22 protein-coding genes are annotated in these 20,243 nt (G+C 71.8%); 2 read left to right on the top strand and 20 right to left on the bottom strand.

What is annotated here, in order from left to right; genetic code table 11:
• Positions 1-29: 29 nt before the first annotated feature.
• The 9 genes from BLU95_RS44165 to BLU95_RS19025 form a co-directional block, all read right to left on the bottom strand.
• Positions 30-1,166 (bottom strand): peptidoglycan-binding protein, encoded by a 1,137-nt coding sequence (locus BLU95_RS44165; RefSeq protein WP_093861096.1) that lies wholly within the window; start codon positions 1,164-1,166, stop codon positions 30-32.
• Between the two features lie 79 nt (positions 1,167-1,245).
• A complete protein-coding gene (locus BLU95_RS19060; RefSeq protein WP_093861095.1) occupies positions 1,246-1,974 on the bottom strand; it encodes a hypothetical protein in 729 nt (242 codons plus the stop codon).
• Positions 1,975-1,977: 3 nt separating this feature from the next.
• On the bottom strand, positions 1,978-3,099 hold the full coding sequence (locus BLU95_RS19055) for a hypothetical protein (RefSeq protein WP_093861094.1): 1,122 nt from the start codon (positions 3,097-3,099) through the stop codon (positions 1,978-1,980).
• Between the two features lie 26 nt (positions 3,100-3,125).
• The gene (locus BLU95_RS19050) at positions 3,126-4,268 is read right to left on the bottom strand and encodes a hypothetical protein (RefSeq protein WP_093861093.1); all 1,143 of its coding nucleotides are present in this window, start codon (positions 4,266-4,268) and stop codon (positions 3,126-3,128) included.
• Between the two features lie 36 nt (positions 4,269-4,304).
• Entirely contained in the window at positions 4,305-5,222 is a 918-nt protein-coding gene (locus tag BLU95_RS19045; protein ID WP_093861092.1) for a phage tail family protein, read from the bottom strand.
• A gap of 4 nt (positions 5,223-5,226) precedes the next feature.
• Positions 5,227-7,671 carry a phage tail tape measure protein gene (locus BLU95_RS19040; RefSeq protein ID WP_093861091.1) on the bottom strand — a complete coding sequence of 815 codons (2,445 nt, stop codon included), beginning with the start codon at positions 7,669-7,671 and terminating at the stop codon, positions 5,227-5,229.
• 295 nt (positions 7,672-7,966) lie between these two features.
• Complete coding sequence (locus BLU95_RS19035; RefSeq protein ID WP_093861090.1) at positions 7,967-8,440, bottom strand: hypothetical protein; 474 nt, start codon at positions 8,438-8,440, stop codon at positions 7,967-7,969.
• Positions 8,437-8,931: a phage tail tube protein gene (locus BLU95_RS19030; protein WP_093861089.1), complete on the bottom strand. Its 495-nt coding sequence runs from the start codon at positions 8,929-8,931 to the stop codon at positions 8,437-8,439. The genes BLU95_RS19035 and BLU95_RS19030 overlap by 4 nt, the downstream gene beginning before the upstream one ends.
• 11 nt (positions 8,932-8,942) lie before the next feature.
• Positions 8,943-9,362: a minor capsid protein gene (locus BLU95_RS19025; protein ID WP_093861088.1), complete on the bottom strand. Its 420-nt coding sequence runs from the start codon at positions 9,360-9,362 to the stop codon at positions 8,943-8,945.
• Positions 9,363-9,446: 84 nt separating this feature from the next.
• On the opposite strand from BLU95_RS19025, the gene BLU95_RS19020 reads away from it, so the two are divergent.
• The gene (locus tag BLU95_RS19020; protein WP_093861087.1) at positions 9,447-9,668 is read left to right on the top strand and encodes a hypothetical protein; all 222 of its coding nucleotides are present in this window, start codon (positions 9,447-9,449) and stop codon (positions 9,666-9,668) included.
• 19 nt (positions 9,669-9,687) lie between these two features.
• Here BLU95_RS19020 and BLU95_RS19015 read toward each other — a convergent pair whose 3' ends face one another.
• From BLU95_RS19015 to BLU95_RS18985, 8 genes are all read right to left on the bottom strand, one after another.
• Positions 9,688-10,041: a minor capsid protein gene (locus BLU95_RS19015; RefSeq protein ID WP_093861086.1), complete on the bottom strand. Its 354-nt coding sequence runs from the start codon at positions 10,039-10,041 to the stop codon at positions 9,688-9,690.
• On the bottom strand, positions 10,038-10,361 hold the full coding sequence (locus tag BLU95_RS19010) for a hypothetical protein (RefSeq protein ID WP_353653572.1): 324 nt from the start codon (positions 10,359-10,361) through the stop codon (positions 10,038-10,040). Before BLU95_RS19010 ends, BLU95_RS19015 begins: the two co-directional genes overlap by 4 nt.
• Positions 10,355-10,747: a hypothetical protein gene (locus BLU95_RS19005; RefSeq protein ID WP_093864972.1), complete on the bottom strand. Its 393-nt coding sequence runs from the start codon at positions 10,745-10,747 to the stop codon at positions 10,355-10,357. The genes BLU95_RS19010 and BLU95_RS19005 overlap by 7 nt, the downstream gene beginning before the upstream one ends.
• Positions 10,748-10,762: 15 nt before the next feature.
• Positions 10,763-11,017 carry a hypothetical protein gene (locus BLU95_RS19000; protein WP_093861085.1) on the bottom strand — a complete coding sequence of 85 codons (255 nt, stop codon included), beginning with the start codon at positions 11,015-11,017 and terminating at the stop codon, positions 10,763-10,765.
• Positions 11,017-12,027 carry a major capsid protein gene (locus tag BLU95_RS18995; protein WP_093861084.1) on the bottom strand — a complete coding sequence of 337 codons (1,011 nt, stop codon included), beginning with the start codon at positions 12,025-12,027 and terminating at the stop codon, positions 11,017-11,019. The genes BLU95_RS19000 and BLU95_RS18995 overlap by 1 nt, the downstream gene beginning before the upstream one ends.
• A gap of 12 nt (positions 12,028-12,039) precedes the next feature.
• The gene (locus BLU95_RS18990) at positions 12,040-12,771 is read right to left on the bottom strand and encodes a hypothetical protein (protein WP_093861083.1); all 732 of its coding nucleotides are present in this window, start codon (positions 12,769-12,771) and stop codon (positions 12,040-12,042) included.
• A gap of 448 nt (positions 12,772-13,219) precedes the next feature.
• Positions 13,220-13,381 carry an Rmf/CrpP fold protein gene (locus tag BLU95_RS43035; RefSeq protein WP_173862078.1) on the bottom strand — a complete coding sequence of 54 codons (162 nt, stop codon included), beginning with the start codon at positions 13,379-13,381 and terminating at the stop codon, positions 13,220-13,222.
• A gap of 11 nt (positions 13,382-13,392) precedes the next feature.
• Entirely contained in the window at positions 13,393-15,624 is a 2,232-nt protein-coding gene (locus tag BLU95_RS18985) for a phage minor capsid protein (RefSeq protein WP_231978639.1), read from the bottom strand.
• A 56-nt stretch (positions 15,625-15,680) separates the two neighbouring features.
• Between BLU95_RS18985 and BLU95_RS18980 the strand changes: the two genes are divergently transcribed.
• A complete protein-coding gene (locus BLU95_RS18980) occupies positions 15,681-16,685 on the top strand; it encodes an SRA domain-containing endonuclease (protein ID WP_159424941.1) in 1,005 nt (334 codons plus the stop codon).
• Here BLU95_RS18980 and BLU95_RS18975 read toward each other — a convergent pair.
• The 3 genes from BLU95_RS18975 to BLU95_RS18965 are packed head-to-tail and all read right to left on the bottom strand — an operon-like array spanning position 16,678 to position 19,924.
• A complete protein-coding gene (locus tag BLU95_RS18975; RefSeq protein ID WP_159424940.1) occupies positions 16,678-18,144 on the bottom strand; it encodes a phage portal protein in 1,467 nt (488 codons plus the stop codon). The genes BLU95_RS18980 and BLU95_RS18975 overlap by 8 nt on opposite strands.
• Entirely contained in the window at positions 18,131-19,405 is a 1,275-nt protein-coding gene (locus BLU95_RS18970) for a PBSX family phage terminase large subunit (RefSeq protein WP_093861081.1), read from the bottom strand. The genes BLU95_RS18975 and BLU95_RS18970 overlap by 14 nt, the downstream gene beginning before the upstream one ends.
• Before the next feature lie 3 nt (positions 19,406-19,408).
• Entirely contained in the window at positions 19,409-19,924 is a 516-nt protein-coding gene (locus BLU95_RS18965) for a helix-turn-helix domain-containing protein (RefSeq protein WP_093861080.1), read from the bottom strand.
• Positions 19,925-20,243: the final 319 nt, after the last annotated feature.

Raw genomic sequence — 20,243 nt, 5'->3', positions numbered from 1 at the left:
CGGGGCCGGTCGGCGCCGGGCAGGTGAGGTCAGCGGACGGTGAAGCCGTGCCGGGCGCCGAGCGCGGAGAGGGAGGCACGGCCGGGAACGCCGTCGGCGCCGTTGCCGGAGTAGCCGAGCTGCTGCTGCCACCGGGCGTAGGCCGAGACGGTGCGGACGCCGAACGAGCCGTCGCCGACCCACTGCGGGTCGAGCAGGCCCTCGGCGGCGAGCGCGGCCTCGACCGGCCGGACGGCATCCGGGTAGGTGGTGCCGCCCTGCGGGAGGCCGGGGTCACGGCGGGCGGCGGCGGCCACCTGGTCGAGGTCGACGACCGTCTGCTCGCCGGGCAGCGCGCCGCCGAGCAGGCGCCGCAGCGACTGCTCGCCCGGGACACCGTCCGCGTCGCTTCCCGAGTAGCCGAGCGACTGCTGCCACTCGGAGTAGTTCAGGGTGTCGGCGTCCCGCCAGTCCTCATCCGGTCCGACGGCGTAGTGCCGGCCGTAGCCGGCGGAGACGAGTGCCTCGCCGACCTGCCGAACGTGTGGGCCGTGCGCACCGAACCCGTACTCCAGTCCGCCGATGGTCGCCCGGTAGCGGGCGGGCCCGGCCGGATGCGGGTCGGGGGCCGGCTGCGGCGGGGCCGGGTCCGGTTCGGTGCCGGTCGCCCGGGCGACGATGCGCGGGAACACGATGTCGTGGAACTGCGCGACCCTGGAGTCGCCGGGGCAAGCCGTGCCGGAGGTGGACCACGACCGGTGGAGCCGGTGGTAGCCGTAGCCGGGGTCGTCCGGGGTGCGGCAGATCCGGAGCGGGATGCCGTGCTCGTGGTGGAGCCAGACGCCGAGCGCGACGAGCTGCTCGATTTGCTGCTCGGTCCACGGGTCGCTGTGCTGGCTGTTGCTCTCCGTCTCGATCGAGACGGCGCCCGTCCCGTCCGGCCGGCGGTTGGCGGCCGCGTTCGCGTCCGCGCGGGTGCCGGTGCCGATGAACTGGCCGAGCTCGCCGCCGTAGCCGAGCCCGAAGTGCGATTCGAGGTTCGAGTCGTCGCGCCAGAACTCGAAGATCCGGCGCGGCCCCCACTCGGCCGCGATCGAGTGGGCGATGAACTGCGTGGGGTTGATGGCCGGCTGCTGGTCGCTCTCGGGCTGCAGCTCGATTCGCTCGGCGGCGGGGTACCACGACATAGGGGTGTCTCCAGACATGGAAAAGCCCCGGGGCCGGCGGGCCGCGGGGAGAACGGTCTTGTGGCGAAGGTGAGTTGGGCTAGCGGGTCTGCGTGCCGATGGCGCCGGCGGCGCATGCGTAGACGTTGCCGGTGCCGCCGGTGCGCCATGCCCGGATCTCCACGCGGGTGATGTCGCCGTACTTGCCGGGGCAGAGCTTCGGGCCGTCGGTGACGTAGATCCAGTCGCCGTTGAGGTCGTGCTGCTGGCCCCAGGGTTGGCCGTCGACGTAGACCTGCGCGGCGCCGGTGGTGCCGACGTCGGCCGCGGCGTAGGCGGCCACGGTGAGCATCGGGTGGTAGCGGACGTGCGGGCCGGTCCACAGCGTGTAGGGGTGGTCGGATTGCGTGCGCGGGTATCGGTCGAGGTCCCCGTCGGGGTAGAACGGCGTGTGCAGGTAGGGCACGGCGAGCCCGCCGTTCACCCGGTCCTCGGTGAAGATGGTGTTGCCGCGGTTGTCGTAGATGTCGAGGCCCTGGGGCTGCGTTCCGCCGGAGAACATGGCGAGCGCGAGGGTGCCGTCTTCGCGGCTGATCAGTACGCCGTACTGCGGGGTGCCGTTCGGCCGGGGCATGTCGAGGTCGCCGATGTAGACCATCGGGGTTCCGTCGGCGTCCTGCACGGTGAGCGTGCCGCCTTCGCCGATGACGACGGGGCCGTGTTGGATCTTGTCGAGTGCGGGCCGGGTCTGCGCGCGGCCGGAGAGCTCGCGCACCTGGCGTTCGAGGGTGCGGATGCGGTCGAGGAGATCCTGCGGGATCGCGGCCAAGGTCTATGCCTCCAGAAGGAGTTGGGCGGACTCGGGGCGGCCGCGCTCCGGTGGCGTCACGGAGATTCCGATGATGCGGTGGCGGGCGGTCATGCCTTCGGACCACCACAGATCGGTGATCTTGACGCGGGCGGTCGCGCCGAGCAGGGCAGGGCTGATCTGTGCGTCGAGCCGCACGGTGATCGAGGGCACGGTCTGCGGGGCAAGGTGGGCGGCGGCGTCCGCGCGCGCGTGCGCGTCGAGCGTCTCCTGCTGCTCGACCGTGCTGTAATCGGCGGACCCGTCGAGCCTCGGCCATCCCGCCGCGATGTCCGCGGAGCTGGTGACGACCGGGGACAGCAACGGGTGCGACTCGGCCGTCTGGTTGCGGTTCACGGTGGCGCCCCGGGCCTGCCACGCGTTCGCCTTCGTGGTGGAGTCGACGGGCCACGTGTACGAGAGGATCGGGCCCGGGCGGGTGAGCACCACCTCGTTCGCGCCGGCTCGGATCACCGGGTGTCCGAGCTGGAGCTGCTTGATCCGGCGGCCGGTATCGGGGTCGCGGGTCGAGGCGATCCGCCACTCGAACCCCCGCTCTACGCGTGAGAGTTGCTCGATCAGGTCGCGGATGTAGGGCTGGTCGTACCGGCTGTAGAAGCGGTCGCGGCGCACCCCCGACAGCTCGGTGTCGAACTCGATCCCAATGTCGCCCCCGGGCTGCGCCGCCGCGTACGAGATGAGGTTGCGCACGATGTCGAACTGATCGACCTGCTCAGCCTGGTGGGAGTCGAACAGGATGCGGTGGGTCAGGTAGCTGTCCCATGTGGCGGCCTGCAGGGCGAGGGAGAGCTCGCCGTGCTCGTCGCTGGCAAGGCTGGTGGTCCAGAGGATGCCGCCCCACCAGATCGCGCCGGCCCGCTCGACCCACAGCGCGGTGCGCCCGGGGACGAGCGCGGCGCGGGCGCGGGCGGCGAGCTCGGCGGTGACCAGGTGCACCGTTGCTCGGAGACTGCCGGTCTTCCCGAGGAACTCGTCGAAGCTGACGCCCCACAGCGGCAGGACGTCGAGCAGCTGGTCGCTGCGCAGGTCGCAGATCAGTACGCGGTACGGGGTGTAGGGGGTAGCGATCGGCCGCAGCCCGACCACCCCCTCGGGGCCCGGGGCCGGCGGCCCTAGGCGGTCTCGTAGCTGAGCTGCACGCGCATCGAGGCGCCGTCCTGGTTCCACCGGTAGCCGAGCTGTCCGGGGTTCATCCACGACCCGTCGGAGGCGGTCGCAAGAACCTGCGCCCCGCCGTCGCCGGCGTCCACGACCGGGAGCAGTTCGCGCCAGTAGGTTTCCGCGTCGACGTGGCGGCCGGTGCCCTGCCATCCGTGGGGCGCTCCGACGTCGGCGGACGCTACCGGGAGCGACACCCGGATGTTCCCGAAGCCGAGCGAGCTGCCGGGGCCCCACTTCAACCACGCGACGACGTCGACGTGCCGGCCGATCTGGCAGTACCGGCCGCCGGCCGTAACGTCGCCGTGGACGTCCAGCCCGGACCAGAACGGGGTGTACGGCACCCACCGGCCCAGCGGCGCCCACTGTGCACCGTCCCAGCGGTCCAGCCCGTTGGCACCGTCGCGCCACTGCCCGACGTAACTACCGATCGAGGGACCGGTGTTGGGCACGATGCCGCCGAGCGCGGCAGGGTACGGCACCCATGCGGCGCCGGACCACCGCTCGACCCGTGTACCGGTGTCGCGCAGTTGTCCGGCGTAGGCGCCCGGTTCGCTGCTGGCGTCGGGGCGGATGCCGCCGGCGGCGACGGTGTAGACGCGCAGGTCGGTGACGGCGGTGTTCCAGGGGATTCCGCCGGTGCCGGCGGACGCGGCGACGGGCACCCGCACCGCCCACAGCGGGAGCGAGCACGCGGGAAGCGGTGCGGGCTTCGGGTCGGCGGCCGGGGTGCCCTTGAGGATCTCGACCGCGGCCAGAGCCTTGCCGCTCTGGTCGTAGAGCCCGTCGTAGACGTGCAGCACGACCAGGTCGACGCGGTCGTACTGCGTGTGGCCGGGCGCGAAGGTCAGCGTCTCGGGCAGGGTGAGCGTCACGGGGTAAGCGCCCTGCAGGGCGGTGCCCTGCACGATGGCCCGGCCGGCGCCGAGCTGCGCCTGCATGGGGGCCGTCGAAGTGAACGAGAGGGGGGTGCCGCCGGGGATCACTCCGGGGGCGGTGGTGGTCGGTCCGGTGGGGGTCATAGTGCCGACGGGGGCGAGTCGGGTGTCGGTGCGGGTCTGCCCGGTGGGCGGGAGCCACGCGGCGCGCACGGGCATGCGGTGTTCCTCCTTACCAGTGGGCGTCACGCCAGTTCATTTGGGCGCGGGCGGCGGGGTGCGGGACGGTACCGGGGGCGCCGGCGAACGCGAAGTCGCAGACGCCCGGGGGACGACGAGGAACTGCTCGGGGGCCGAGCGGTCGGTCACGGTGTGGATGCGGGAGGAGCCGGACAGGGTGACCGTGCCGGCCGCGCCGTCGACGACGAGCTGCTCGCCCGGGCCGAGCGTGATGTCGTACTCCCACCGCCGGCCGGTCCGCAGGTCGACGAGCGAAGGCAGCTCAACCGGCCCGGTGAACACCAGCACCGCGGGTGCGGGGGCCCGACCGGCGTTGGTGGTGGTGATGATGCCGGTGGACCCGCCGGACCCGAAGGTCATCCCGTCCTCGGACGGCGGGACGCCGGGCGGGGTGTCGAGGTGCCAGTCGAGGCCACGCTCGGCCGCCTGGTCGAGGTGCCAGTCGAGGCCCTGCTCGTCGATCGGCAGGCCGGTGTCGGCATGCCGCTCGGTGAGGCCGTAGCGGCGGGGGTCGGTCGCCTCGAACTGCAGCGCGGCGCCGGTGATGGTGCCGACCCGGTACCCGCGGCCGGTGGGCACCGACCACCGCAGGCACCGCGCCCACACCAGCAGCGGCCCGCGTTCGTCGACGCACACGACGAGCGGCAGCTCGTCGTCGATCGACGCCGCGCCCGCCTCGAATGCGCCGACGACCGCGCCGATCCGGGCGGCCGGCGCCCGGATCACGATGTCTTCAACCGTCACCGTGCGCGGCTGCGCCCACAGGGCACCGGGGTAAGCGCCGTGGCCGGCCGGGCGGTTGGTTGTGCCCGAATCCCACGCGGGGGAGTCGGACCAGCCGCTCAGCTTCCGCCACCGGTAGGGGGTGCCGGGGCCGAGCAGGAGCTCACCGAACTGGATGTGCCCCGGCAGGGTGACGCGGTCGCCCGCCACAGCCTCACCCCCTCACCTTGAGCTCCCACCCGAGCGCGGCCGCGAGCTGCTCGGGCGACTGGCCACCGGCGTTGAACTGCTCGATGTGCAGCAGCGGCCCGCCGCCGAGCTGTCCGCCGGCCGGGCCGTAGGCGGCGGCCGGAAGCGGCGCGGCCACCGCGGGGAGCGGCGTGCGCGCGGCCGCCGCGAGCGCGGGAGTGTCCGGCACCTCGACCAGGTCCCGCATCGCGGCGGCGAGTTCGGGCTGCGCGCCCTCAATCCCCGAAACGATGCCGGCGGGAATCCACCGACCGACCTGCCGGGCCATGACCCGACTTGGGCTGTGGATTCCCAGCGCCTTGGCGATCGGGCCCGGAATGAGATTCTTGGCCCAGCCCATCAAGGTGTCCTTGAGCCAGCCGCCCATGGACTGAATTCCGGACCACAGGCCGCGCACGATGTCGCGGCCCTTGTCGACCAGCAGCGAGCCGAGATTTCCGAGCCCTTCGGCGATTCGGCCGGGCAGCGCCTTGACGTCCGAGACGAGCCCGGACGCCTTCTCGGCCACGCCCGAGCGGATCGAATCCCAGTGCTTTATAAGCAGTCCGACGAGAGTCCAGTTCAGGAAAAACTCGACGATGTGCCCGGGAATGCCACGGACGAAATCCACGGTCGCATTCCAGCCTGTGATAGCGCCCGACTTTATGGAATCCCAATGCTTGATCAGGAGTCCGATCAACGTCCAATTCAGGAATACGTCGACGAGCCAGCCGGCCGCCGACTTCACAAAGCCGACGATCCAATTCCACGCGGCGGCCGTCGCGCCGCTGACTGTGTCCCAGTTGCTGACGACCAGGGCGACCAAGCCGACTACGGCGGCGATGATCCACCCGACAGGGCCGAGCGCGATCACCCATGCGGCCGCCATGCGCGCGGCCTGTAGCAGGCTCTGCGCGCCCATGAGCACCCACGCCCCGACCACCCGGGCGCCGGCCGCAACGGCGGCGACGCCCTGCGCTGCCCAACCGGCGAGCATCTCCGCGTTGGTGAGGAGGTAGGTTGCGCCGGTGCGCACCGCGGCCGCGGCCTGCGCCGCCCAACCGGCCACCGTGGTAGCGGTGGTGACGGTGGCCTGCACCCCAAGCGCGATGAGCGTGGGCAGCAGGATGGCGCCGATGATGCCGGCCGCGATGCTGAACGCGAGGCTGTGCTCGCCGACGAACTTGCGGGCGGTGTCGTACTTCTGGCCGAGCGTGCCGACCCAATCCGCGGCCGCCATGAGGGCGGGCACGACCTTGGAGCCGAGCACGTCGACGGCGCCCTGCTGCAGGCCGCGCGTGAACGCCGTCCAACGGGTCGAGGCGTTGTCCCGCATGGTGTCGCCCGCCTTGGCGGCCGCGCCGTCGACGGCGCCGAGCCCTGCGACCGCGCTCGACGGGTCGAGCGAGAAAAGCGCCTTGGAAAGGTCTTCGGCCTGCGTGCCCAGCAGCGAGAACGCGAGCTTGGAACGCTCGGACGGGTCCTTGACCTGCCGCAGCCGATCCATGATCTGATCAAGTGCGGCGTTCGCCTCCGGCCCGCCCTTGTTGAAAGCGGCCGCCATCTTATCGGCGTTCAGGCCGATTGACTTAAGGCCGTCGGCGGCGCTGCCGTCCTTGACTCGGATATTTAGTTCTTTGAAAGCGTCTGCGACGACATCGGCATCGCGCGCGCCAGCTTCCAGGCCCTGATGGATGAGGCCCATGGCCTGCTTTCCATCAATTCCCAAATCCCGAAATTGCGTCGGGTATTCATTAAATGTGTCGAGCAAATCCTCGGCTTTATTTGCGCCGAGCTGAGTTCCCCTTACGAGAATGTCGAACGCTTCGTCGGCATCCTTGGCCATTCCTGTTTTGAGCATTTGCCCAACGGATTTGGCGACGGGGCCGACTTCCTCGCCGAGAATGTCGGCGACCTGCTGCGCGCGGCCGCCGACCTGCTGTAGCTGCTCGGCCGTCGCGTCGGCCGGGACGAGCCCTTGCTGCCAGAGGTGTTGGAGAGCTTCGTTAGCGGCCTCGACGGACTCGGAGTAGCCGCCGGTGAACAGCTTCCCGGCGGCCTTCCCGAGCCGCTCGGACTGCTCCGGGGTGGCGCCGAGCCGCGCTGCAAGGAGGTCGGTCCCCTTGTCCTGCTCGACGGCCTCGGACAGCCCTGCCATGAGGGCGGCGCCGATCGCGCCGCCGATCAAGGCGCCCTTGACGGCCCCGAGTGCGCTGGTGATGCCGGAGCCGGCGCGCTCGGCGCCGCGCTCGGACTCCTCGGCGAGTTGCTCGCCGAGCTCGCGTCCGGCTGCCTGTCCGGCCCGGCCCGCTTCGTCCTCGATGACCTGCGCGGTACGGCGGATGTTCTGTTCGGTGCGACGCAGTCCGGCCTCGGCCGGGGCGTCGTCGACGGTGATGGTGGCGAGCAGTTCGCCGACGGTGAGCGCCAACTCGGCTCACCCCCTCGCCGAGCGCAACCAACCGCGGATGATCCGCTGCCGGAAGGTCGTTGTGTTCGCTCAGGTGCAGCTCGGGCTCAGCCCTCGGCAGGCAGGCCCGTGATCGCTGCGATCTCCGCCGCCGTCGAGACGGTGCGGGGGGTGCGCGCCCAGAGCGCCCGGAAGCGGCTGTGTTCGTCGAGTCCGCCGAGCAGGACGACGAACCGCCGCTCAGTGAGCGCGGCAATCTGCTCGGGGGTGAGGTGGTAGGTGCGTGCGAGGTCCGCCTCGACGGCGGCCCAGTGTGTCAGGACCGCCGACCAGAGCCCGCCCGCCGCCGCCCCGTCTTCCGGCGGGTTGCCCGGTTCGGGGCCGGCGGCGTCGGGGCTTTTCCCGCGGCCGCGTTCTGCTGGTCGTAGAGCTCGGCGGCGCGCTGCAGGGTGATGCTGCCAGGCCGGCGCACGGTCGCGGCTGCGTAGATGAGCACGATGCCGAGCTGCCGGTCGGTCATGCCCTGCTCCGCCCAGTGGTCGAGGGCATCCTCGCCTACCAGGGTCCGCAGCATCGAGCGCACGTCGTCCGGATCGTCGGACGCCTGCAGCCGCTCCATCTGCAGCGTGAACATCAACGGCAGGGCGTCCGGGAGGCGGTACGTCCGGCCGTACAGCTGAAACGTTTCTGCGTGTTCGGTAGTGGCCTGCTCGGCGAAGAACGCATCGAAGTCCGCGCACCTGCCGGCGGGCTGGTCCTGGTGGTCGAGGTCGAGCTCGTCGTCGATCACGAGCCACCCCCGGCCGGCGGCGGGGTCACCGCGGCGGTCGACGGCTTGCCACACCGGGTGATCGTCGCGCTCCAACTGGTCTTCTCCGTGGTCCCGCCGCCCTGCTCACCCGGGCTGACCGTGGCATCCCACACCACCCACGCGGTTTGGGTCCGGTGGCGCCACCGCACGGGGTTGTGCGACTCGGCGCCGAGACGGGGCACCCACTTCTCGTCGACGTACGCCTGCCCGGGGTCGCGCGCGCCGGTCTTGTCCGCGGCGTACTTGGACTCCAGGGAGATGGATGCGCCACGCTGCATGATGTCCTGCGAGTAGTGGCCGTCGTCGTCGAACGTGGTGATGTCCTCCGTCTCCTCGTTCTCGCCCGGCGAGTGCGAGAAGGACGTCAGCAGGCCCACGCGCAGCCATGTCTCAGTGCTGGCCGTCAGGTCCTGCACCTCGAACAGCCAGCCTCGGGCGTCGATCGGGCGAGCGGTTCCGGGGGTCGCCATGGGGTCACCTCCTAGGTAGGTCGGGGATTGAGCGCCTCGACGTCGAGGCGGAAGTTCGTGGTGTGCTCGTGGCGGCCGGCGGCGTCGACGCCGAGCGGGGCGGGGGTTTGCTGCGCGATGCACAGCACGAGCCACAGCCTGCCCGGGAGCTCGACTCCGGCGAGCCCGTGCAGCGTAGAGAAGATCGTTTCCGCGCGGGCGCGGGATACCCGCGGGTCGGCGGTACCGCGGACCCGTACCTGCAGGGACCGCTCGTCCCAGGGATTGAGCGGGTCGGGGGTGCTGGCGCCGTAGAGGGAGAGCTGCACCGCGCGGTCGGGCGCCGGCGGCATGAGCTCGATAAACGTGTCGCCCTTGATCCCGGTGGGGTCGTAGGTGAGCAGGCCGGCGGCCTGCAGGTAGCGGGCGAGGGAGTCGAGCAGGTCGGGCAAGTGCTTCGCCTCCGGACGAGTCTTCGATTCGCCGCGGCACGAGGTAGCGTCGAAGGGCGGGGCAGATGGAAAGGAAAGTGACTGGTGAGTAAGGGAATTGACGATCTGCAGCGTGCCTACGACGCTGCGCTCGCGAGGCTGAACGCTGCTGAGAACGCCGTGAGTAGGCTCGTGAACGGGGCGGCCCTCGGGCCGGGGGACGTGCCCAACCTGACGGAAGCGGCGCACAAGGCGGCCTACAAGGAGCTCGACGACGCTAGGGAGGCGTTCGAGCGTGCGCGTAAGGACCTGGACGACGCGAGCTAGTCGGGCCTGTTGGGGCGGTCTAGCGGAGCGCGCGCCGCACCGCGGCCGCGATGATCTGCTCGACCGCCCCGGCCTCTTGAGCGGCCGGGCGTTCGAGGTACTTCGCTGTCCGGCCCTGGTCGTGGCGGGCGTTGAGATCCTCGTGCACCCTGGTCGCGTAAGGGGTGTCGTAGGAGACTCCGGCGACGAGCTGCTGCTCGTCGACGGACGCGACGCCGGAGCGCGCGAGGGTGCCCTCTTCGATCGGTACTACCTCGCGCGACTTCTGCAGCACGTGCTCGGCGGCGGCGAGCAGGCCGCGCGCGGCGCCGGCGCGTTCGGCCCGCAGGACAGCGTCACCGGTCCACTCGATCCGGGAGCGGGGTCGGCTCATTCGCAGCTCACCTCCTGGTGGGCGGGCGCGGGCAGGCCCGGCGCGTCGACGGTCGAGACGGTGATCGGCACGGTTGTGCGGCCGGTCGGCAGGGTGATCCGGGAGCCGGCCGGCACGTCGGTGTCGAGGTCGAGCACGACCTGCGCCAAGCTGACAACCTGCCGCCCGTCCGGGGCGCGCACGAGCCGCGCCGACTCGGAGACGAGCGCGGGCACGTCGTCGAGGGGCGGGCCGTAGATGGGCCCGTACGCGGACTCTCCGACGTACGGCTCGATGGTGATGCGGTGGCGCAGCAGCCACCGGGGGACGCGGGTCACCATGGGGCGCCCACCCCGTGACCGGTGAGTCCGGCCTGCTGCAGGGCGCGCCGGGCCCGGGGCGCCAGGTCGAGCGCGCCGGGCGGGGCCGAGCTGCTCGCCGAGAGGCTGATCACACCGGCGCTCACGCTCGACCAGCGCGCGGCCGCGCCGGTCCCGTCCTCGCCCGCGGCGAGTTGGTACTCGACTTGCGCGCACGCGGCATCGGCCAGCGCGGCGACGTGCTCGGGGCGGGTAGGGGCGCCGGTGGAGTCGACCGGGTAGCAGGCGGTGAGCAGCGCGGCGTCGACGTCGGCGGACGCGCGGGCGAGCAGCCGCTCGGCGTCCGCCGGCGTGGGCCGGCCCAGCCACGTGGCGAGCTGTTCGGGGGTGGCGTAGGTGAGTGCCACGATGCCCACCCCCGATCACCGGGGCGGCGCGGGCGGCGCCGCCCCTTCCTTGGCGCGGCTGCGCCCCTTGGCGGTGGTGGGCGGGGGCGGGTCGTCGCCCGTCGGGCCCTGCTCGTCGGTGTCGTCGAGCTGCTCGATCTGGTACTCGTGCCGCAGGAAGTACAGTCGGGCCCCGGCGCCGAGTTCGTCGACGGTGGCCCGGCCGGCGGTGAAGTGGACGCCGGCAACCGGGCCGTCATCCCCGTACGGGGAGGCGATCGCGTGCGGCATCACTGCACCTTGACGTTTCGCAGTACCGCGGCCGCCCGGGTCGCCTTGAGTACGACGGCCACCGGCCCGAGCTCGACCTCGCCGACCTTGACCGCGCCGGCCCGGTCGAAGTCGGGCAGCCACTGCCGTACGAGCTTGCCGCTCGTGGTGGTCACGCCGTGGAACCCGTCGATTCCGAGCCGGACGGCGTAGATGTCGGACAGGCCGGTGATTTGCCCGCCGGGGCCGGCGCCGTCGACGTCGCGCGACTCGATCGGGATGACGGGGTTGTTGCTGCCGGCGACGGCGCCCAGGTCGACGAACGGAATCCCGTTGTAGGACTCGACGGTCTGCCCGAACGAGTTCTCGGTGCGGGTGTAGTAGCCGGCTCGGCGGGCGAGCGAGCGCACGCGCGCGATCGTCTTCTTGTTGCCCAGCAGCGCGGACGGAACGCCGTCGAGCAGCCCGAGGAACTCGTCGAGGATGTCGAGCGCGGCGTGCACCTTGGCCGTGTCGGCGCCCAGGGTGGTGCCGGTCCAGTCGAGGGAGGAGCCGGCGCCCATCTCGGTCACGGAGCCGGCGAGCGCGCGGTCGAGGCCGTCGAACCCCTGCTCGGCGCCCGGGGTGTTGACCCGCTTCCCGGTGATCACCTGCTCGGAGAAGAAGGCGTTCGCGGCCTTGATGGTCTGCAGCATCTGGAAGTTGACTTCCGCACTGGCGGCCGGGCCGAGCTCGGCTATCGTGCGGTCGATCTCGAACGCGCCGCCGAGCGGGGACAGGTCGACGCTGTACCGCTGGCGCTTGGCCTGTCCCTTGGCGTACTCGGTGTTCAGCGGGCGGAAGGCTGCGCCGCGCTCGGTAACGAGCCGGGTGTAGCCGTAGCTGAGGGTCGCGCCGCCGCCGGCAGGGTTGACGGCGGTGTCCCAGATCATGTTGTCGAGCAGCCAACTCGACTTGGCGAACTCGTCGATCACCTGCAGGTCGACGGCATCCTGCGTGTTGAGCTTGGCGTCAGCCAGCGTGATAGCCACGGGGCGGCCTCCTTACTTGGCGAGCCGCGCCGAGATCGCTTCGAGCAGCGACGCGGGTTCGGTACGGGTGGTGGGGGCGCCGCGGAACTCGCCGCCGGAGCGGGCCGGCGGGGCGCCGGTGGCGCGGTAGAGCTCGGGGTCGGCCTCGACCGCCGCCGTGATGGCGGCGGTGAGCTTCTCGCTGAACTTCGCGTCGGTCGGGTCGAGGGAGGCGACCGCGGCGGCGAACGAGCGGCTGTTGAGCAGGCGGTCGGGGCGGGCGCCGGCCGCCTCGGCGGCCTGGTGGGCGGCGAGCTCGACCCGCGCGGTGCGAAGCTGCGCGCCGAGCTCGGCGAGCTGCCGGTCGCGGTCCGCGACGGCGGCGGCGAGCTGCGCCGGGTCGGAGTCCGCACCCGTGCCGGCGTCCGGGTTGATGGCCTTGTTGATCGCGTCGAGGGCGGCCTGCAGCTGGTCACGCTGCGCGGCCGCCTCGGTGGCCTGCTGCTGCGCTTCGACGAGCTGCTCGGCGGTCGGGCCGGCCGGTGCCGGCGGCGCGGCGGGGGACGCGACCGGGGCCGGGGCCGGGGTGCCGGTGGGTTCGGTGGGACCCGGGACAGGCGGAGTGGTCGGCTCGCCGGTCGGCGCCCCGCCCGGGCCGGGGTCGCCGGAGCCTCCGAGGATCGGCCAGATCGGGCGACCGTCGCTGCGCAGCCCGACGGCCTGCAGCCCGGTGCGGGGGTGGATCGGAAGTGTGGTGATGGTCATGGTGGTTGGTCCCTCCGGGCCGTGGGCGGACATGGGAACGGCCCGTGCCCCGGGGCGCGGGTACGAGCCGTGATGGAACTTCGGGCGGGGCAGCGAGCAACAGCTATGTGATTGCTCCTCAGGCGAGCCCTACGATGTGGGCGGGACAGTCACACTTCTTCCCGCCGAGATGTCCCCGGCGGACCGCTGTGTCGCTTGGCGGTTGTGAGGTCGCTCCACCTCCCCCTTTCCAGGGGGAGAGGGGGCTACTGAACAGGGGATGATCACTCATGGTCGATGACCTTGACGGAGTTCAGGTTGTCTACTACCTCGTGCGTCTCGCGTTCGAGCTCGCTCGGATCGGGAGACTGCGCATGTCCTTGAAGCGGCAGCAAGCAGGGGCAGAGGCGAAGCGCGAGGACAAGTAAGCCCCCGGGGGTCTGGTCACCGGCCAGGCCCCCGGGCCGCGCTACGGCGGTGCGGTGAGGGGGCGGGCGGCGGCGTAGCCGCGGATCCAGGCGGAGCGCAGCAGGCTGTCGCGCGGGTGGGGGCAGGCAGTGATCGGCTGTCCGGCGCGGGCCGCATCGCGGCCAGCGGCGACGGCGCGCACGACGTCGGCGCGGAATCCCAACGCCTCACCCCCTAGAACTTGTTGGAGATGTCGGAGCCGGTCTTGCGGGCGGTGTCGGCGGCGGCGGACCGTACGCCGGTGAGCTGCTCGGTGTACTCGGCGAGGGTGGTCCGGGGGGACACCTCGGCCCAGTAGCGGCGCAGCTCCTCGGATGCCCGGGCGTAGGCCACGTGCGCCGGCCCAGAGAACAGGCTCAGGGGATCGACGCCGTCGAGTTCGGCCCGCTTGGTGAGCAGCACGCCGCGGCACCACTCTTCGGCGTCGAGCCACTGCGCAAAGACGTACTCGTCGTACATCTGCCGGACCTGCTTGGCGGTGAACGCCTGCCGGTTCCCGGCCTCGGCCCACTCCCGTTCGGCGAGCCACCGCTCGGCCGCCGGAAGGCGGTCCCACGGGTGTTCGTCGGGCGTGGCATCGATCCACGACCAGTCGTCCATCCGGGAGCCCGGGCGCAGCACTTCGTCGACCGCTGCTCGGTCGGCGAGCTGCGCCTCGACTCCGCGGCCGGTGGCGGTCGGCGGTGGGTCGACGGGGTAGCGGCGGTCGAGCTCGGCCGCGATGCGCTCGGCCCCGGCGGGGTCGGTGTAGCGCAGCGCCCACCCAAGGCGGTCGTCGGCCACCTGCGAGAGGTCCGCCAGCAGCCGGCCGCCGGGGAACAGTTCGGCGAGCAGCTGTCGGCGGTCCGCCTCCGCGGCCAGGGCCGCGAGCTCGTCACCGGTGGCGTGCCGGGCCCGCTCGGCGAGCTGCCGCTCGGACAACGCGATCAAGTCGCGCCGGGCGCCGGGCAGGGCGGCGTCGATGTCGCGCCGGTCCAGCTCGGCCGCCACGCGCAGCACGTCGGCGTCGCTGAGTAGCGGCAGCGTGCGGGCGAGCTCGTCGTCGGAGAACTCCGTCAGGTGCTCGGCCATCCGGCCGCCGGGCCGCACGCGGTCGAGCAGGGCCTGCTCGTCCCGCCGGTTCGCTTCGGCCTCGACCTTGGCGCGGTCGCGCTCGTCGAGGGAGCCGTGCTGCAGTGCGGCGCCGAGTTGCTCGTCGCTCATCTCGGCCGGCGTCCGGTGGTCGCCGGCGCGCACCCGGGCGGCCTCGACCGCATCCGGGTTGAGCGGCCGGCGCGGTTCGGGGAGGTTCCCCGCCCCTGGCTGCTCGCGGTACCTGAGCCGCTTCAAGTCGGGGTGGGCGGTGAGGTGGTCGCGCATCCGGGCCTGCCAGTCGCGCACCCGCTGCTCGGCAACCTTCCGCGCTTCGGGAGTCGCGGCCGCCGCGGCGCGGTTCTTGTACTTGCGGATCTGGCGCTCGATCGCGCGCTGCCGTTGGCCTGCCTCGTACCCGGTGCCGTCGGACGGCTCGGGCGGCTCCGCGGTGGTGACACCAGGGGTGTAAGCCGACAGGGCGTGTCGGCAGTTGGGGTGTTGGAGTCCGGCGCGGCGGGCCTGTTCGACGCTGCCGGCCACCCGCACGCGGACGGTGCGGCCGTCGTCGACGGCGTGCTCGATCTCGACCTCGTGCGGGCCCTCCGGGCCGTCGAGCGTCAAGATCCGCCCTTCCCACTTGCGGCAGAGCGGGCACTCGCGTGGGGCGGTGGACACGATCACAAGGTCTCGGCCGGCGGCGCGCAGCCGGTCGGCCTGGCCCTCGATGGCGGCCCGGCCGACGGCGGTCCGCACGGCCATCTCGGCATAGCTCGTCATCTGCCAGGACCGCCCGGACTTGTCGACGAAGCTTCGGAGCCCGCGGTCGGCGAAGCGCTCCATTGCGCGCTGCGTAGCCTGCCGGCGGGTGTCGATGCCGAGCACCGGGGTTGCGGCCACTTCGGAGACGACCTGCCGGTATCCGTCCTCGACGCCGCGCAGGATGCCGCGATGGGTGGCGGTGACGAGCTCGATCGTCTCGGCGGCGAGCCGGTCGACGGCGCGCCCGGCCGGGGTCGACTCCGCGATGCGCGCGGCGTCGACGTCGGCCAGGGCGCCGAGCTCGGCGAGCCCAGTCCGGGCGCCGCGGTTGAACGCCTCGGCGACGACGTCGTGCACTTCGGTCGACATGGCGGTGCCGAGCGCGTCGACGACACCCTGCGCGGCGCGCCGCAGAGGCTGGATGTCGGCGAGCTTGGCGACGGCCCACCCGGGAGCTTCGAAGCCGTCGGCGCTCTGCCGGGCCACGATGCCGAGCAGGCGCTGCTCGGCGTCCTCGTACAGCGCCCGCACGCGCTCGGCGAGATCCTCGGCCATCCAGGGGGAGACCGGCACAGCGCACCCCCCAACCGACCGAAGGCGTTGTCAGCACCGACCGATACCGTCGGCCCATGACGAATGCGCCCGCCGAGTTCAAGCTCGGACAGATCGGTACCCGCCCCGAAATCTGCGCCGTCTACGGGGGAAGCCGCCACAGCGGCGGGATTGTGCCGTCCCGGAAGCCAAAGAACGTGACGCTGTTCTCCGATCACGAGGTCGGCCAGCAGTTCGGGTACCACGACGGCTGGCTCGCTGAAGAGGACGAGATCGGCCCCGTCTTCGAGTACACCGGAGCTGGAAAGAAGGGCGACCAGACGTTCGGTGGTGACTACGGCAAGGGCAACTCTGCCGTACTCCACCACGGCCGGGACGGGCGCACGCTTCGCCTGTTCGTCGCAGTCGGAACCGTGGAGGGTACCGACACCAAGCTGCACCGCTACGTCGGCGCGTTCGAGCTCGACAAGCGCACGCCCTACGTTGTCCGCGAGGGCCTCGACGAAGACGGCCTGCGCCGTCGAGTGATCGTCTTCCGTCTCCGTCCGGTCGGCACGGTCCAGCACGATCCTGAGGACGAGATCCCCCCGGCGGAGACCACCGTTGCCCGCCTGGTGCCGGCCAACACGACCGAGAGCAAGCTCGTCGAACCCGAGAAGAACACGACGAAGGAGACCAAGCGGGCGGCCGTCCCAGAGACGATCGCCAAGCGCCGCGAGGGCGAGCTCAGCGACGCATTCGAGGCCCACCTCACCACACTTGGACACGAGGTCCGCCGCTTTCAGATCCGGATCAAGGGCAAGACGGGAACGCTGCTGTCCGACCTGTACGACGTCACGGACCACGTGCTGTACGAGGTGAAGGGCACCCACCGCCGGGAGGCGGTCCGGATGGCGCTGGGACAGCTGCTCGACTACAGCCGTTACACCCGCACCGACGACCACCCGGAACCTCCGCGGCGCGCCGTCGTCCTTCCCGGGCTTCCCGACGAAGACCTGCGGGAACTGCTTGCCGAGCACGAGATCGTCGTCGTTCGTCCCTCGGGCGACACCTTCCTCGGGGTGCCGTCGTCGCTCAACTGACGAAGTCGGGTGCCGGGTCGGGCACGGCTTGCCCGGTCTCGGCGTGGATGCGGGCGACCTCGGCGGCGACCGCCTCGGCATCCCACTCTGGATTCACGATGCGGACCTTGGTCTCGGTGCTGACGGCCTGCGCCTGGCCGAGCAGGGAGAGCGTCTGCGCCTGCGTCTGGGCGTCCGGGGCGACCGCCGCCCCGAATGCCACGGTCGGCCGCTCAGGGGCGAGTCGGGACCAGCCGAGCGCGCGGTCGAGCTGCAGCAGCGCCTCGACGATGTCGGCAACGGCTGGGGCCGCGTAGCCGATCTTCGCCCTGCGGGTCACCATGCTGTCGTGTCCGCGGGCCAGTGTCTCCGTCGCGGTGACCGGCGGACCGCCGTCGAGCCCGAACGTGCTCGGGCTGTAGCCGGCCGCCTCGACGATCTGCCGCACGAGCGCGTCGGATGTTGACTTGTGCTCGGCTACCCGGATGGCGAACTGGCTCATCGTGATGCCGGCGCCCGTGTCGGTCGGCGGGATGTCGAGAGCCTGCCAAATCTCTTGGTCATCGTCGAAGCTGGCGCCGTTGCCGGGGCCGCGGTTGCGCAGGTAGCCGGCGGGGACGATGAGGCGGGCGCGGGCGAGTCGGATGTCGCGCATCCAGCTCGACCACACCTCGTCGAGCGCGTCGCACATGTCGCGCGCCGGGCCCTGCAGGTCGGATCGGCCGAGCGGCGACCCGCGGTGGGAGCGGTTGGGGCCGATGTTGGGCCAGTAGGCCGCGGTGAGAGCGGGGATGCCGGTCTCGATCGCGCCGGACGGGCCGAGACTGTCGACGACCGCGGCCGTGGTCGGGTGCTCCGTGAGCGGCACGCGGCGGCCGATGTTGTCAGTGGTGCCTTCGTAGAGGGCGTGCTCGATCCGGCCCCGCTCGTGCCTCTCCAGCCGGCGCAGCACGGTCGAGCCGTGCCGCTCCAGTTCCTCCCAGCACGTCAGGGCAACCAGGTGCCCGTATCGGACTTCGGGCAGGGCGGCGTCGTGGTGCACGGTGGTGAGCAGCGGGCGCGGGCCGATCTCGGCGTCCCAAGCGGCCACCAGGTAGACCCCGCCGAGCGCGGCGGACACCTCGGCGGCCTCCAGCAGGGTCCGCTCGGCGCGCGGGCCGAGCAGCTCGTCGAGGCGCGCCTGCAGAGCGGTGTCGGTGACGGTCACCCGCGGGGGCTCGCCCATCAGCAGGCCGGCAGAGCGGCGGGCGACGTCGGCCGGCATGGGGATGTGCAGGCGGGACTCGCGCCGGTCGGCGGTGGACGTTCGGTCGCGTCCCCACAGGCGGCGCCGGCCGTCGCGCCGACGGGTCTGCCCCTGGTAGACGGCGGCGAGCCGCTTCGGGTCGCCGGAGTACCACGCGTCATCGATCGCGATCTCGGCGAGCTCGGGCGCCCAACGGCGCGGCGGCCAAACGGAATTGGGCTCAGGCAGCGGCATCGGCGCTCACCTCCTCCGGGATCAGATCGGGGACCAGGTGGCGCCACTCGGCGGCGGTGGAGTGCACGACGTACCGCAGCGCGTCGCAGCTGTGATCGTTGACCTTGAGGGGGCGGTCTTCGCCGGCGGCGGTCCCGGCCGGGTCCCACACGTAGCCGGGCAGCTCCGCGAGCAGACCCTCACACGAGCGGTGCACGAGCAGCAGGCCGGCCGCGAGCGCGGTTGACGTCGACCGGATGCCGTCGAGTACCTCGTTCCGCGCGCGGGCGGTCCCTTGGTGCCCGTCCTCCCAGAGCTGCGCGAGGAAGGAAGCGGCGGACGGGTCGAGGAACGTCCACTCGGGGTCGACGCCGAGCCCGGCCAGCCAGCCGCGAAGGGCGGCGCTGTACTGGGCATCGGTCATCTGCCGGCGCTTCTGGCGACTGTCGTATCGCCACTCCGCGCACGCGTACAACCGGCCGTCCTCGCCGAGCCCCAGCAAGATTGCAGCGAACGGGTTCGTGGTGCCGTAGTCGATCCCGAGCCAGTGCCGGACCATGGGCGGCAACTCGTCGACGACGTGCTGCTGTTCGTCCCAGCAGTCGTAAATCGACCCCTCGGCGACCACCCACGCGCCATCGATCATGCGCCGGCGCCACAGCCCGGTGTACTCGGCGTTCAGCGACCGGACGTAGGCCGGAGACAACGAGGGGTTGTCGTGCAGGCTGAAATGCCATGCCCGAAGGTCGAGTTCGGCCGCGCGGTCGAGGTATCCGGTCCGCAGCCAGTGCCGCGGGCCGTCGGGGTTGGTGGTGGCCAGCACGCGCGCGCCGTCCACGCTGAGGCGCGCGAGCAACTGCACCCAGAACGGTTCGGGGAGCAGAGTCGCCTCGTCGACGTACGCCAAGTAGGCCGTCAGGCCGCGCAGTCGACCCTCGGCGCGGGAGTCTGCCGCGCCGATCAGGTGGACGGTGCGTCCGAGGATGACGGCGGTGGTGGCGCCGCGGGTGTGCCGGACCTGCCCGGCGGCGACCGGCCCGAACAGGGCCGGATCGGCCAACGCCTCTAGCACGTTGCGTTCGATCGTCTGCAGGCTGCGGCCGCAGATGATGATCAGCCCGGACGGCGGCGCCTCCGCGATGGCCAGCAGGAATGCCAGCAACGAGGCCACGGTCTTGCCGGACCGCACCGCGCCGTGCCAGATGTTGATGCGGGCGGTGGCCCGCGCGACGCTGCGCAACTGCTTGCGGGAGAGCGGGAGATCGAGAGCGGGGGCGGGCACGGCTCACCCCCCGTCGGCGGCCGCCTCGTCCTCGTCGGCGAAGGCGGCCCGCAGGCCCCGGGCAAGATCCGTGAGCATGCTGCGCACCTCGTGCCCGGACGTGCCGGCGTCGATCTCCGCGAGCCGGGCCGCGCTGGTGAGATAGCCGCCGATGGCCTGTGAGTGGTGGCGCTCGTCCTGCGCGGGCGGATCGTCGCTGACCACCTCGGCCGTCTCGCCGGTCGGCAGCAGCTCGACACGCACGTACGTGTCGGCCTCAACCCGGTCGAGGTTCGCCGCGGCCCGCCGGTACAGCCGGGCCGTAAGGTCCCGGCGCAGGGCAGCAAGGTCTTCCTGCCGGGCCACGGTCGCCGACGCCACCCGGGCGCCCCCAACGAACGCCAACCCCAACTCAGCCGCGATCTTGGACACGGTCGAACTGCTGCGCCCGATCTGGGCTGCGATGGCGTTGCGGGACAGGCCGTCGGCATGCAGGCGGCGCACCTGGTCGCGATCCTGGTCGGCGATGGGCTCGCGCATCGAACATCACCCCCGACCTTGGCAGTAGCCGTTAATCAAAGGCCGAATGCAAACCCAGTTGGCCAAGTCAGTTTGCAGAAGTTCTGTATATCTTGCTTTTGATGATCTTTAGCGCGTCCAGCCTTGGATTGGCTAATTGTAGGAGGCCCTGTCCAGGGTGGCCCGGGGGGTAGGCGACGGGATCGGTCTTCGAACCCTTCAACTCCCACACTTTGTGGGGGTCGTCGCCCCTGGCGCACTGTCAGACTGAGGGAGGAGCGGCGCCGCCCATCACTCGACCAGCGAGGAAAGGGTGCTCTGTGGGAAGCGTGGAACAGCG

The sequence above is a fragment of the Streptomyces sp. TLI_053 genome, assembly GCF_900105395.1.
Classification (GTDB): domain Bacteria; phylum Actinomycetota; class Actinomycetes; order Streptomycetales; family Streptomycetaceae; genus Kitasatospora.
This window is presented reverse-complemented; position numbering and strand designations above follow the sequence as displayed.